Origin of the sequence: Mesorhizobium sp. M8A.F.Ca.ET.207.01.1.1, from assembly GCF_004794715.1 — a bacterium.
Lineage (GTDB): Bacteria > Pseudomonadota > Alphaproteobacteria > Rhizobiales > Rhizobiaceae > Mesorhizobium.
Genome location: NZ_SRUS01000005.1, coordinates 140,027 through 153,150, shown reverse-complemented (window position 1 = coordinate 153,150; position 13,124 = coordinate 140,027). Strand labels below are relative to the sequence as shown.

The window sequence follows — 13,124 nt, the reverse complement described above, 5'->3', positions numbered from 1 at the left end:
GAAATCTCAATTGAAAGAGATACCGAAACGGCTGACTTATGGACGGAGACAGGCCCATGGAGCCGGAAATGCTGAGGATGTTGTCGTCGCTGAAGGTCCTGTTCGCCGCCGCTTCGTCGGATGACACGCGCTGCGACGTCGACACGCTGAGCTGGCTGACCGATCCGCTTGCGCATCCCGCGCTTGACGCGATGTCGGAGCGCGAACTCGGCGATGTGCCGTTCCGCTTGACGGCGCGCCGGACCGTGCATGAGACCGTTTCGCTGAACGCCGGTTTCGGCGGGCGCTGCTGAGCGCGCGGTCCGGCACTGGCCCAACACAAGGCGGATTGTTTCACCCGTGCGCAGATTTATTGTGCACTGCAATGACATCGGCCCCATCGACAGCGCTTCGCTACGCCTTCGCCGGCATGATCGCCATGGCCGTCGCCATGGGCATCGGCCGCTTCGTCTACACGCCGATCCTGCCCGGCATGATGGAGGAACTGCATCTGTCGCCGGCCGATGCCGGCTGGATCGCCTCGGCCAACTATCTCGGATACCTCGTCGGCGCGTTGGTGGCGGCGGGCAACTGGGCGCACGGACGCGAGCGTTCGCTGATGCTGGCAGCCCTCGGTGCCAGCGCCGTGCTGGCCGCCCTGATGGGGCTGACCGATGCCATGGCCGCCTTTCTCGCCATCCGTTTTCTGGCCGGTCTGGCCAGCGCCTTCGTCATGGTGTTCATGGCCAGCATCGTTTTCAGCCATATCGCGGAGGCCGGGCGGGGCGACCTGCAGGCATGGCATTTCGGCGGCGTTGGCCTCGGCATCGCGATGTCGGCGGCGATGATGGCCGTGTTGGTCACAGAACATGCCGGCTGGGCGCAGGGCTGGCTGTGGTCGGGCGCGATTTCGGCTTGCGGCTTCGTCGCCGTGGCGCTGCTGGCGAACCAGGGTCCGCTCACCAATGGCGAAGCCGTCCACGAGCCGGCGCTGCCGAAAGACCTGTCGCTGATGAAGGCGATCGTCGCCTATGGCCTGTTCGGTTTCGGCTATGTGGTGACGGCGACCTTCCTCGTCGCCATCGTTCGCCAAGGCGGCGGCAGCCGCGTCTTCGAGGCCGAGGTGTGGATGGTTGCCGGCCTTGCCGGTTTCCCTTCGGTCTGGCTTTGGCAGAAGATATCGGCGCGGATCGGGCTCTATGCCGCCTATGCGTTGGGGTGCTTCGTCGAAGTTGTCGGCGTTACCGCGAGCGTCGCCGTCGGCGGGCGCACGGGGCCGCTGCTTGGCGGCGTGCTGCTCGGCGGCACCTTCATTGCCATCACGGCGCTTGGCCTGCAGGCCGCACGGCAGCAGGCGCCGAAGTCACCCCGGCGCATCTTTGCCTTGATGACCGCTTCCTTCGGTCTTGGCCAGATCATCGGCCCGATCGCGGCCGGGTTTCTGGCCCAGGCGTCGGGCGATTTCTTCCTCGCCTCCATCGTCGCCGCGGCCGTCCTGGTCGTCTCCGGCGCCGTCACATGGTCGGCCGCGCCAAAATCGCCATGATTTGTGGTCTTGCTCTGCGCCTTAAATCGGGCAGCCATTTTCTTTCCCCCTAATGTGTGACCTTATGCCCGCCGAACCCACCTGATTTGCGCATAGATCGAGGAATTCGCCACAGTGTTCGTATCCTTCTTCCCGCAGCCGAAGCTTTTCTTCTCTTCGGCCGCCATCTGGAGCCTTGCGGCGATCCTGTTCTGGTTTTTCGGCGGGGAGCAATTGGGGGGCCTCGTGGGCCTTCCGCCGGCAGCCGCGGATGCGGCGCCGATCATCGGCATCGCCGTGCTGGTGTCGAAACCGTTCCTCTGGTTTTACATCTATTTCGCGCTTTGCGTGGCCATCTTCTACGCATTCTGGAGCTGGTATTCGCCGCATCCTTGGCAGCGCTGGTCGATCCTGATGACGGCGGTCATCCTGTTCTTCATCTATTTCAACGTGCAGGTCAGCGTCGCCGTCAACGCCTGGTACGGCCCCTTCTTCGACTATGTGCAAGGGTTGATGTCGGGGACCGGAAAATCGACCAACGGCGAATTCTACACCGGGCTGGCCGACTTTTCGTGGCTCGCGCTGGTCGGCATGAACGTGCAGGTGGTGAATGCCTTCATCGTCAGTCACTGGATCTTCCGCTGGCGCACGGCGATGAACAACTACTTCATCGAGAACTGGAGCCGGCTGCGCCATATCGAGGGCGCCTCGCAGCGTATCCAGGAGGACACGATGCGGTTCTCGCAGATCATGGAGGATCTCGGTTCCAGTTTCGTCCAGTCGATCATGACCTTGATCGCCTTCCTGCCGGTGATGATCCAGTTGCAGGCCCATATCAGCGAACTGCCGATCATCGGCGCGATCCCGCAGCCATTGGTGGTCGCGGCACTTGCCTGGTGTCTGTTCGGCACGATCTCGGTGATGATTGCCGGCATGAAGCTTCCGGGGCTGCAGTTCCGTAACCAGCGCGTCGAAGCCGCCTACCGCAAGGAACTCGTCTATGGCGAGGATCATGCGGACAGGGCGCAACCCGCCACCACCGCCGAGCTGTTTGCCAATGTCCGGCACAACTATTTCCGGCTCTATTTCCACTACATCTATTTCAATGTCGTCCGGTACACCTACCTGCAGGCCGACAACATTTTCTCGCTGTTGATCCTGGGTCCGTCGCTGGTCGCGCACAAGATAACGTTCGGTGCGCTGAACCAGATTTCCAACGCCTTCGGCAAGGTGACGGGTTCGCTGCAATTCCTGCTTACCTCCTGGTCGACCATCGTCGAACTGCAGTCGGTCCATAAACGCTTGCGCGCCTTCGAGGCGACGCTGCTGGGCGAGCCGTTGCCGGACATCGATCAGCGCTATCTGGCAAGGCAGGGCGCAGAAGACCCGGCTTAGGAAGTCTGGGATTTATGCGAAACGGGTTGGCAGCTCAGCCGCCAACCGTCGCCTGCTTCTGGCTGCCGTCCCGCCGCGAAACATAATCGCGAAAACTGATGCACTCGACATCTGATTTGACGCAGACCTCGCCGGCAAAGCGTTCCAGTGCGTTCCAGTAGGCGCCGTCATTCATCAGTGTGAAGTGGAAGCCGAGTTCCAGCGGAATGCGCTTGCCCTGATATTGCGTGTTGAAGGCGGCGCGGAAGGCCTGGTAGGTGCGGTCGGCGAATTCGCCGGCCTTGCTTGGCCGCTCGAAGCCGCCGGAATGCCGGACATAGAGATTGTAATCCATGGCGATCACCGGCCGTGATTTCGGCCCTTCCGGAATCAGCGGCAGGGAAAAGCGGGTGATGCCGCCGATGGTCGGCGGCAGGGCAGGGCCCTTTGAAACGCCGCTGGCGTCGAACTGATAGCCGGCTGCCGGCAGCGCCTCGTAAAGCGCCTTGCTTGCCGACAGGTAGGGCGCCCGGAAACCCGCCACCGCATGCGCGAAATCGCGCCAGCCCTCGGGTTCGGGCGCAATGCCGTTGATGGCATAGGCGTTTTCTAGAATGTGCTCGAACGAGGCGAATTCCGTCAGCCAGTCGGCCTTGCTCCAGTCCTTGCCGTCGAAATGGCCGCAGGCGTGGCTGGCGATGTCGTGGCCCTCATGGGCGGCGAGACCGATCTGTTCCAGCCGCTCGGCCACGTCCTGCCTGGAGGCGGCAAAGCCGATGTTGGATTTGCCCGCGGTCTTGCCAGGTGCCGCGTATTGGCCGCGTGTCTCGGGCGACAGCAGGAAGACACAGGACAGAAAATAGGTGAAATGCGCCCCGGTGCGCTGGGCCAGCGCCCGGCTACGCTTCCACTGCGAGATGTCGCGGGCACTGTCGAACGAGATGATGACGACCTGCTTCGGCCTCGCTGGTTCTGCTGGCGCGGGCGGGTCGGCCAGGGCCGCGCCGGCGGCGGCGAGCGAGGCAAGCGAAAACGCAATAACACGGGACAGACTGGGCATCGGCAATTTTACAGGCTCCGGGTGGTCAGCAAGCCGGCTATCCCCGAAATGTGGCGCCGGTGCGATTGGGTTTTCGTGGGTTTGCCCCGGGGCAAACATCCGTTTGCCCCCGGGAATAGCCGATTTTCCGGTCGAACCCCTTCCATGCCGACAAAATTTCGCTAAAACGCGGGCTCACGAACGGCCCCGGCCCGGGGCCAAGAATGGTTTTGATCGATGTCCGACGACAGTTTTATCCGTGAAGTCAATGACGAGATGCGCCGCGAGCAGGCGCAGAAGCTGTGGGACCGTTTCGGCCCGGCCTTGCTTGTGATTGCCATCCTGGTGGTGCTCGGTACCGCCGCCTTCGTCGGCTATCGCTATTGGGACGAGACGCGCGCCAACCGCTCCGGCGATGCTTTCTCGCAGGCGTTGAAGCTTGCCAATGACGGCAAGAACGACGACGCGCTGGCCGCGCTCGATCAGCTGGAGAAGGATGGCTACGGCGCCTATCCGCTGCTCGCCCGCATGCGCGCAGCGACCGTCAAGGCCAACAAGGGCGACGTCGACGCAGCCGTCAAGGATTTCGACGACGTCGCCGCCGACACCGCCATTCCCCAGGGCCTGCGCGACATGGCGCGGCTGAGGGCAGCACTCCTGCTCGTCGACCATGGCTCCTTCGCCGACGTGTCCAGCCGTGTCGAGGCGCTGACCTCGGACACCAACACGCTGCGCCACAGCGCGCGCGAGGCGCTCGGGCTTGCGGCCTGGAAGGAAGGCAAGACGCAGGACGCGCTGAAACTGTTCGACCAGATCGCCTCCGATGACGGCGCCCCGCGCAACACGCGCGAGCGGGCGACCTTGATGTCCGAACTGATCCGCGGGTCGGGCAGTGCATCGTGACCTTCAAAGTCGCCATCATAGGCAGACCTAACGTCGGCAAATCGACTCTTTTCAATCGGCTGGTGGGAAGGAAGCTGGCGCTTGTCGACGACACGCCGGGCGTCACCCGTGACCGCCGTGTCCATGCCGCCAAGCTTTACGATCTGCATTTCGACGTCATCGACACAGCCGGCTTCGAGGATGCCGGCGCCTCGACCTTGCCGGGCCGCATGCGCGCGCAGACCGAAATCGCCATCCGCGAGGCGGATCTGATCTTCTTCACCATCGACGCCAAGTCCGGCCTGCTGCCCGATGACAGGACCTTTGCCGAGATCGTGCGCAAATCCGGCAAACCGGTCGTCCTCGTTGCCAACAAGGCCGAGGCGAAGGGCGCGCAAGGCGGCATGCTGGAGGCCTGGGAACTCGGGCTTGGCGAGCCGATCCCGGTTTCGGCCGAGCACGGCCAGGGCATGCCCGACCTGCGCGACGCCGTGATCGAAGCGCTTGGAGAGGCGCGCGCCTTCGGTGAAGACGAGGACAGCGAAGACGAAGAAGCCGCCATCAACGAAGTGCTGATCGGCGAGGACATCGCCGATCCGGATGCCGAGCCGGCCTATGACGATACCAAGCCGATGCGCATCGCCGTCGTCGGCCGTCCTAACGCCGGCAAGTCGACGCTGATCAATGCGCTGATCGGCGAGGAACGGCTGCTGACCGGACCGGAGGCGGGCATCACCCGCGATTCCATCTCCGTCGACTGGGACTGGCGCGGCCGCCGCATTAAGCTGTTCGACACGGCCGGCATGCGCCGCAAGGCCAGGATCCACGAAAAGCTGGAAGTGATGTCGGTGCAGGATGGCTTGCGCGCCATCCGTTTCGCCGAGATCGTCATCATCGTGCTCGACGCAACCATTCCCTTCGAGAAGCAGGATCTGCAGATCGCCGACCTGATCATCCGCGAGGGCAGGGCACCGGTGATCGCCTTCAACAAATGGGACCTGATCGATAACCCGCAGGAGCTGTTGGCCGAACTGCGCGAGAAGACCGAGCGGCTGCTGCCGCAGGCGCGCGGCATCCAGGCCGTGCCGGTCTCGGCCGAGACCGGACGCGGCCTCGACAAGCTGATGGATGCGGTGCTGAGGACGCACAAGGTCTGGAACAGCCGTGTTTCCACCGGCAAGCTCAACCGCTGGCTCGAGGCCATACTGGCGCATCACCCGCCGCCCGCCGTTGCCGGGCGCCGGCTGAAGGTCAAATATGTCACCCAGGCCAAGACGCGGCCGCCGGGTTTCGTGGTCCAGTGTTCGCGGCCGGACGCGATGCCGCAATCTTATGTCCGATATCTCTCCAACAGCCTTCGCGAGGCCTTCGACATGCCGGGCGTGCCGATCCGCATCGCACTGCGCACCTCGGACAATCCGTTTGCCGGCCGGGCCAAGAAGCGCGGCTGAGCCTCGGCGCTCGTGCCGATCAGGCCACGGCACGCAAGCCGGCGGTCCGCGTATTTTCCGGCAGGGCCTGCCGCGCCGCCTCCAGTAATATGTCGGCAAGGCGGGCCGCCACGGGCTCGGGTTCGGCATCCCGACGATGCAGGAACAGCGCCATCTTGGGCAACGCCGGCAGGCCGGCGATCTCGGGCTTCATCGCACTGACGCTGGCCGGCAAGCCGATGTCGGTGCGGATCGTCAGCCCCAGCCCCGCGGCGACAGCCGCCCAGATGCCACCCAGACTGGGGCTCGAGAAGGCCATGCGCCAGGGCAGCCCGGCGCGGTCGAGCGTTTCAGTCGCGACCGTGCGCAGCAGACATGGCGCTTCGAGCGCCACCAGCGGCAGTGGCTCGCCGTCGCGCAGGCTGGTCTCGATGCGCTTGGCCGGACCGATCCAGCGCATCGGAACATCGGCGACATGCTCGCTATAGGGCAGCGTCTGGCCACAGTGCCAGGCAAGCGCGATGTCGAGGCTGCCTGACATCACCCTTTCGGCGAGGTCGTGGCTGCGCGCGATCCTGGCCTCGATCTTGACCTTGGGATGGGCTCGGGCAAATCGGCCCAGCACGTCCGGCAGCACGGCCTCGCCGAAATCCTCCTGCAGACCGAGCCGCACCCAGCCTTCCAGTTCGACGTCATGGATGGCCGCCGCCGCTTCGTCGTTCAAATCGAGCAGCCGGCGCGCATAGCCGAGCATGGTCTCTCCGGCCTCCGTCAGCGCCAGGCCGCGCCCCACTTTGCGGAAGATCGGCGTCGCTGCCTGTTCTTCCAGTTTCTTCAATTGCGCGCTGACCGCCGAGGTCGACCGGCCAAGCCGGTCGGCGGCCTTGGCGAAGCTGCCCAGCTCCATGCCGGTGACGAAACTTCTGAGGACGTCGAGGTCGAATGTCACCCGTTGCATCGTAGTCCTGTTTTTCAGGATTGATCGTCAAAAACTTCCTTATTTTAAGGACGGATTTATGGCGATAGAGAGATGCCGTCAAGGCCTGAGACACCGGCCCGCAACGGGAATGAAATCATGTCCGCCATCGACTGTGCAGATCAACAGCCACCACAAATCCTGCAAGGCAGCGCTGCCAGCCCTGCCGGCAGAGTGTTCGGCCCCAACCACCGGTGGAAGGTCCTGGGCATCGGGGTTGCCGCGAATGCCGGTTTTTCGGCCACTTTCTCGGGCATACCGGCAACGGCGGTGGTGCTTCGCCAGAGCTATCACCTGGGCAATGCCGAACTCGGCCTGGCACTCGGCCTTCTTGGGCTGGGGGTTGCGCTCAGCGAATTGCCATGGGGTCTGCTCACCGATCGCTGGGGAGATCGCCGCGTGCTTCTGATCGGGCTTGGCGCGACGGCGGCCTGGCTCCTGGCCATGGCGATGCTGGTCGTGCCGACAATGTCAGGCATTCCCCATGTCATGCTGCTGGCGGCAAGCCTGCTCGTCACGGGACTGCTCGGCGGCAGTGTCAATGGTTCGAGCGGCCGCGCCATCATGGCCTGGTTCAGGGAGAATGAGCGCGGTTTCGCCATGAGCATCAGGCAGACGGCGGTACCGCTCGGCGGCGGCCTCGGCGCGCTCGTCCTGCCTTCGCTTGCCCTGGCTTTCGGTTTTGCCGCGGTATTCGGGCTTCTGGCGGCAGTATCCGCGCTCTCCGCCTTGTTTGCCTGGCGTTGGCTGCACGAACCGCCGCCGGCGGGTGAAGCCCACGCCGTCTTATCGGATGGACCGGCTCCGTTGCGCAACATCGAGGTCTGGCGCATCTCGACCGCGATCGGCCTGCTCTGCTTTCCGCAAGTGGCGGTCCTCACTTTCGCGTCGGTGTTCCTGCACGACTTCGCCGGGCTTGGCACGACGGCGATCAGCGCGAGCCTCGTCGCTGTACAGGTCGGCGCCATGGTCATGCGCGTCTGGAGCGGCCGCTTTACCGACCGCCACGGCAACCGCCGTCAGTTTCTTCGCTTGTGCAGTGCGCTCAGCGCGCTGGCCTTCGTGGTGCTCTGGTTGCTGGTTCTGGCCGTTCCCGCAATGCCTGCCAGCCAATCCTTCCTGATCGCCGTCCTGCCCTTGGTGCTTGTCGTCGCCGGCATCTCGGTCTCCGCCTGGCACGGCGTTGCCTATACCGAACTTGCCACGCTGGCCGGTGCCGGCCATGTCGGAACGGCACTCAGCCTTGCCAACAGCTTTGTCTTCGTCGGCTTCTTCCTCGTCCCGGTGGCCATTCCAGGGCTGCTGCACCTCTGGTCATGGCCCGGCGTCTGGCTGTCGGCCGCCGCCTGCGCCCTGGTTGCCTGGCCGATCTTCCTGAAGCGGGCCTGAACGCTCCCGCCGCAAAACCGCCGGACTTCGAAGCCACGACCTCCAGCCGGCTGAGAAAACCCGACCGATCCCGTTAACGTCCCATCAAGGTTAATGCATCATTTTGCTCTCCAGTGGGGTCAGTAGCGTTCCTGGAGAGAGTTCCGTGCATCGACGTGTCTTGACGCGGCTGGCCGCCGCCGCCGGTGAGAAGAAACGCGGCCTTGTGTCTCCGTTCATCATCGGCCTCGGCATCTGGATCGGCTTTCCGACCGTCGCCGCCTACCAGGACATGACAAGCCTTGTATCCGGCCTCGAAGCGCCGACCGCCCGCTGGAACTCCTATGTCGAGAAATCCGTCGCCGGCTCGGTCCACGCCGCCGAGATGCCGTTCGTCGATTCCGACGTCACCGGCTCGATCTCGGGTTCCGGCGTTCGCCTTCCCGGTATCGGCTCCGTCTCGTTCCGCGGCAAGGGCGGCAAGGTCAGCGGGTCGCCCGACGAGGATCGTGTCGTGCGCGCCGACAAGAAGGGCCGCATCGTCCAGGTCTCTCCGGTAGCGCCGCCGAAGAACTTCAATGCAGGCTCGATCTTCCAGCGGACCTCTTCGCTGATGCGGCCGAGCATGGACAGCGACCTGAAAATGGCCTTCGCCAAGCCTCAGATCAAAGGCAAGGAAATCCTGATCGCCGCCGCATTCCACGCGCGTGAAGACAAGAAGCCGGATCCCGGCGTGCCGGCCATGCTCGCCGCCCTCGTCAACAACGACCACCCCGATGTGCTGGCGACCGCCTACGCACAATCCGAGCCGGACTACGCCAAGGCTTCACCCTTTGAAGCCCTGCTTCAGGACGAGCAGCCCAACAGCGGCCGCTTCATTCCGCCGATGGCCAAGGGCGACCACGCCTGGATCCAGAATCCGCTTCCGGCCAGCGTCTTCTCCAAGCCGGAGCAGAAATGCCTGGCCAACGGCATCTATTTCGAGGCACGCGGCGAAACCGTGCGCGGTCAGGCCGCCGTCGCCCAGGTTATCCTCAACCGGGTCCGCAATCCCGCCTATCCCAATTCGATCTGCGGCGTCGTCTACCAGAACGACAGCTGGTTCAACCGCTGTCAGTTTTCATTCGCTTGCGACGGCAGAAAGAAGCGCATCGACAACCCCGTCGCCTACAAGACCGCGCAAGACATCGGCATGGCCGTCACCGCTGGCAAGATCTTCATTCCGGAGGTGGGATCGTCAACACATTACTACGCCAACTATGTCCATCCCGGCTGGGCGCGCACGATGCAGAAGATGACCAAGATCGGCCTGCATATCTTTTACCGGACCTATGGTGGCGGCTGGAGCTGAGCCGGCCGCCGGGCGCCTCTCTTTTCGGGCGGTCGCACGGTCGATCGGAGAGCCATTGCCCGGGGGGATTCGCGCAACGCATCCCTCCGATCGCCGCGGGCACGATGTCGCACCTTTCTAATCCTTTGATTTTACTATTTAAAATACACAGCGCGGAACTTCCCTCCGTGGCTTGACGGGCGCAAACCCTCTAACTATGTTGCCGGCGACTTTAGAAGCGGACGGACGGTGACGGTCTGCCCGGGCAGGGGGGTTGCGATGGCCGATAAAAAAGGGCCAGACGGAACCGGAGAAACCGGCCGCGGCAAAGAGCATGACGCCGAAATCCGCGACGACGATCTTGAGCGACGTCGGCGTGAACTTGGAGCATCGCTTGCGACAAGGCTGCCGAACCGGCTCGAGGGGAAAGACGACGCGAAACCAGTGACCGGATACGGTCAGGCGATCAAACTATCCAGCGAGTTTATCGCCGGGGTGGTCGTGGGCGCCGGCATCGGCTGGATCATCGACCGTATGGCGGGGACATCGCCGTGGGGTCTGATCGTTTTCCTGCTGCTTGGTTTTGGCGCCGGCGTGCTCAATGTCATGCGTTCGGCTGGCGTTGTGGCGGAATTCGGACAAGGCGCGAAGCCGCGCCGTGACCGGGACGACGGCAAATGACCGCCCTTCAGGCGGCATTTGGAAATAGCCGCTTCCATGCGGCAAGGTAATTTTGGCCGTACGCGGCATTGACGGGGTTTGAACGTGGCAGCTGACAAGGTCGATCCGATCCACCAGTTCCATATCAACAAGCTGATACCGATCGAGATCGGCGGCTATGACCTGTCTTTCACCAATTCCGCCCTGTTCATGGTCGCCACCGTGGTTGTCGCCGCGGCGTTCCTGTTCCTGACGACGTCGAGCCGCAGCCTGGTTCCAGGCCGGCTGCAGTCGGTCTCCGAAATGGCTTATGAATTCGTCGGCAACATGCTGCGTGACGCCGCCGGCACGCAGGGCATGAAGTTCTTCCCCTTCGTGTTCTCGCTGTTCATGTTCGTGCTGGTCGCCAATCTGCTCGGCCTGTTTCCCTATTTCTTCACGGTCACCAGCCACATCATCGTCACCTTCGGCCTCGCGGCCCTGGTGATTGGAACCGTGGTGGTCTACGGCTTCATGAAGCATGGTCTTGGTTTCCTCAAGCTGTTCGTGCCGCATGGCGTGCCGGTGTTCCTGCTGCCGCTGGTGGTGCTGATCGAGGTCATTTCCTTCGTGTCGCGCCCGGTCAGCCTCTCGGTTCGTCTGTTCGCCAACATGCTTGCCGGCCACATCACGCTCAAGGTTTTCTCCGGGTTCGTCGTCAGCCTCTCCGCGCTGGGCGCGGTCGGCGTGGCGGGTTCGATCCTGCCGTTGGCGATGGCGGTGGCGCTGACGGCGCTTGAACTGCTGGTCGCCTTCCTGCAGGCCTACGTCTTTGCCGTATTGACCTGCATGTATCTCAACGACGCCCTGCATCCCGGGCACTGAGGCAAGAGTTCCGGCCAAGAGTTTTCAACATTGGTGCCGGATGAAATCGCAACGGAATTTTCAGATCCAAAGGAGTTGAACAAATGGACGCAGAAGCAGCAAAGTACATCGGCGCCGGCATCGCTTGCCTGGGTATGGGTGGCGCGGGCATTGGCCTGGGTAACATCTTCGGCAGCTACCTCTCGGGCGCGCTGCGCAACCCTTCGGCTGCCGACGGCCAGTTCGGCCGCCTGATTTTCGGCTTCGCCGTGACCGAAGCTCTGGGCATCTTCTCGCTTCTCATCGCGCTGCTGGCCCTGTTCGGCTGAGTACTGAGAAGATTGGACAGGCCGGCCGCGCAAGCGGCGGGCCTGATATCTGGGGATAGTCCATGTTCGTGACATCTGCCTTCGCGCAAGAGTCCGCGCCATCAGCCGACACCAGCCACGCTGCGACCGGAGGCGACACGCATTCCGGCACCAGCGTGCCTGCCGAAGCGCACGGCACGTTTCCGCCATTCAATCCGGAGACGTTTCCGTCGCAGCTTCTGTGGCTGGCGATCACGTTCGGGCTGTTCTACCTCTTCCTGAAGCGGGTCGTGATGCCGCGCGTCGGGGGCATCATCGATGTCCGCAACGACCGCATCAGCCAGGATCTCGACCAGGCTGCCAAGTTGAAGGGCGAGGCAGACGCCGCCGTTGCCGCTTACGAGCAGGAACTGGCGGAAGCCAAGAAGAACGCGAACTCGATCGGCCAGCAAGCCAACGATGCGGCCAAGGCGGAAGCCGATACCGCGCGCAAGAAGATCGAGGCTGCGCTCGACGGGAAGCTTGGCGAGGCCGAGGCACGCATTGCTTCCATCAAGGCCAATGCCATGAAGGAAGTCGGCAGCATTGCCGAGGATACCGCTTCGGCGATCGTCGAGGCACTCGTTGGCGGCAAGGCCAGCAAGGCCGAGATCGCGGCCGCGGTCAAATCCGTGGCCCGGTGAGGAGCGCATCATGGACGCTACATCTCTCGCAACGCTCTGGGCCACGATTGCCCTGATCATCTTCCTGGCCATCGCCGTCTACATCAAGGTGCCCGGCATGATCGCCAAGGCGCTCGACGCCCGCGCCGCCAGGATCAGCAGTGAGCTCGACGAGGCACGCAAGCTGCGCGACGAAGCCCAGCAATTGCTTGGCCAGTACAAGAAGAAGCGCAAGGAAGCCGAGCAGGAGGCTGCCGACATTGTCGCGGCCGCCAAGCGCGAGGCCGAACTGCTGGCCGCCGAGGCCCACAAGAAGACCGAGGACTATGTCGCCCGGCGCACCGCGCTTGCCGAACAGAAGATCGGCCAGGCCGAGCGCGAAGCGATCGGCGAAGTGCGCGCCAGCGCCGTCGATATCGCTGTCGAGGCGGCACGCGCATTGCTCGCCGCCAAGGTTGACGCCAAGGCAGGAGCCGATCTGTTCAAGTCCGCGCTGCTGGATGTGAAGGCCAAGCTGAACTGAGCTGACAACATCAAGCAAATCAAAAGCCGCCCGGGAAACTTGGCGGCTTTTTTTGTGCGGTGCGTTGACGCCGCCAATCTCCCCCCTCGTGGGGGAGATGCCCGGCAGGGCAGAGGGGGGCGCGAAGGATCGCGTTCGATTCTTTATCCGTCGCACCGGCTGAGAAGTATCCGGCGAATCTGATCGCAATGAACTGACAGGTCGGCGGGACAGCGCCCCCTCTGT

The 13,124-nt window shown here is 63.5% G+C and carries 14 protein-coding genes; 12 read left to right on the top strand and 2 right to left on the bottom strand.

Annotated elements, in window-relative coordinates:
• Positions 1–68: 68 nt before the first annotated feature.
• The 3 genes from EN850_RS16250 (at position 69) to sbmA (ending at position 2,899) form a co-directional block, all read left to right on the top strand.
• Entirely contained in the window at positions 69–293 is a 225-nt protein-coding gene (locus EN850_RS16250; protein ID WP_127873071.1) for a hypothetical protein, read from the top strand.
• 71 nt (positions 294–364) lie between these two features.
• Positions 365–1,525 carry a YbfB/YjiJ family MFS transporter gene (locus EN850_RS16245; protein WP_136091751.1) on the top strand — a complete coding sequence of 387 codons (1,161 nt, stop codon included), beginning with the start codon at positions 365–367 and terminating at the stop codon, positions 1,523–1,525.
• 114 nt (positions 1,526–1,639) lie between these two features.
• Entirely contained in the window at positions 1,640–2,899 is a 1,260-nt protein-coding gene (gene sbmA / locus EN850_RS16240; RefSeq protein ID WP_135865271.1) for a peptide antibiotic transporter SbmA, read from the top strand.
• A 34-nt stretch (positions 2,900–2,933) separates the two neighbouring features.
• Here sbmA and EN850_RS16235 read toward each other — a convergent pair whose 3' ends face one another.
• Positions 2,934–3,938 (bottom strand): polysaccharide deacetylase, encoded by a 1,005-nt coding sequence (locus tag EN850_RS16235; protein WP_127281116.1) that lies wholly within the window; start codon positions 3,936–3,938, stop codon positions 2,934–2,936.
• A gap of 216 nt (positions 3,939–4,154) precedes the next feature.
• Between EN850_RS16235 and EN850_RS16230 the strand changes: the two genes are divergently transcribed.
• Positions 4,155–4,820, top strand: a complete 666-nt coding sequence (locus tag EN850_RS16230; RefSeq protein WP_127281117.1) for a tetratricopeptide repeat protein — start codon at positions 4,155–4,157, stop codon at positions 4,818–4,820.
• A complete protein-coding gene (gene der, locus EN850_RS16225) occupies positions 4,817–6,250 on the top strand; it encodes a ribosome biogenesis GTPase Der (RefSeq protein ID WP_135865273.1) in 1,434 nt (477 codons plus the stop codon). Before EN850_RS16230 ends, der begins: the two co-directional genes overlap by 4 nt.
• A gap of 19 nt (positions 6,251–6,269) precedes the next feature.
• Here der and EN850_RS16220 read toward each other — a convergent pair whose 3' ends face one another.
• On the bottom strand, positions 6,270–7,187 hold the full coding sequence (locus tag EN850_RS16220; RefSeq protein WP_136091750.1) for a LysR substrate-binding domain-containing protein: 918 nt from the start codon (positions 7,185–7,187) through the stop codon (positions 6,270–6,272).
• Between the two features lie 117 nt (positions 7,188–7,304).
• Between EN850_RS16220 and EN850_RS16215 the strand changes: the two genes are divergently transcribed.
• The 7 genes from EN850_RS16215 to EN850_RS16185 all read left to right on the top strand — a co-directional run bounded on the left by EN850_RS16215 (position 7,305) and on the right by EN850_RS16185 (position 12,899).
• Positions 7,305–8,594, top strand: a complete 1,290-nt coding sequence (locus EN850_RS16215; protein WP_136091749.1) for an MFS transporter — start codon at positions 7,305–7,307, stop codon at positions 8,592–8,594.
• A 145-nt stretch (positions 8,595–8,739) separates the two neighbouring features.
• Positions 8,740–9,924 carry a cell wall hydrolase gene (locus EN850_RS16210; protein ID WP_135916261.1) on the top strand — a complete coding sequence of 395 codons (1,185 nt, stop codon included), beginning with the start codon at positions 8,740–8,742 and terminating at the stop codon, positions 9,922–9,924.
• A 258-nt stretch (positions 9,925–10,182) separates the two neighbouring features.
• A complete protein-coding gene (locus tag EN850_RS16205) occupies positions 10,183–10,584 on the top strand; it encodes an AtpZ/AtpI family protein (protein WP_136091748.1) in 402 nt (133 codons plus the stop codon).
• A gap of 84 nt (positions 10,585–10,668) precedes the next feature.
• The gene (locus tag EN850_RS16200) at positions 10,669–11,427 is read left to right on the top strand and encodes a F0F1 ATP synthase subunit A (protein ID WP_027142301.1); all 759 of its coding nucleotides are present in this window, start codon (positions 10,669–10,671) and stop codon (positions 11,425–11,427) included.
• A gap of 83 nt (positions 11,428–11,510) precedes the next feature.
• A complete protein-coding gene (locus EN850_RS16195; RefSeq protein ID WP_013896722.1) occupies positions 11,511–11,735 on the top strand; it encodes a F0F1 ATP synthase subunit C in 225 nt (74 codons plus the stop codon).
• Between the two features lie 62 nt (positions 11,736–11,797).
• On the top strand, positions 11,798–12,397 hold the full coding sequence (locus EN850_RS16190) for a F0F1 ATP synthase subunit B (RefSeq protein ID WP_127280807.1): 600 nt from the start codon (positions 11,798–11,800) through the stop codon (positions 12,395–12,397).
• Between the two features lie 10 nt (positions 12,398–12,407).
• A complete protein-coding gene (locus tag EN850_RS16185) occupies positions 12,408–12,899 on the top strand; it encodes a F0F1 ATP synthase subunit B (protein ID WP_136091747.1) in 492 nt (163 codons plus the stop codon).
• Positions 12,900–13,124: the final 225 nt, after the last annotated feature.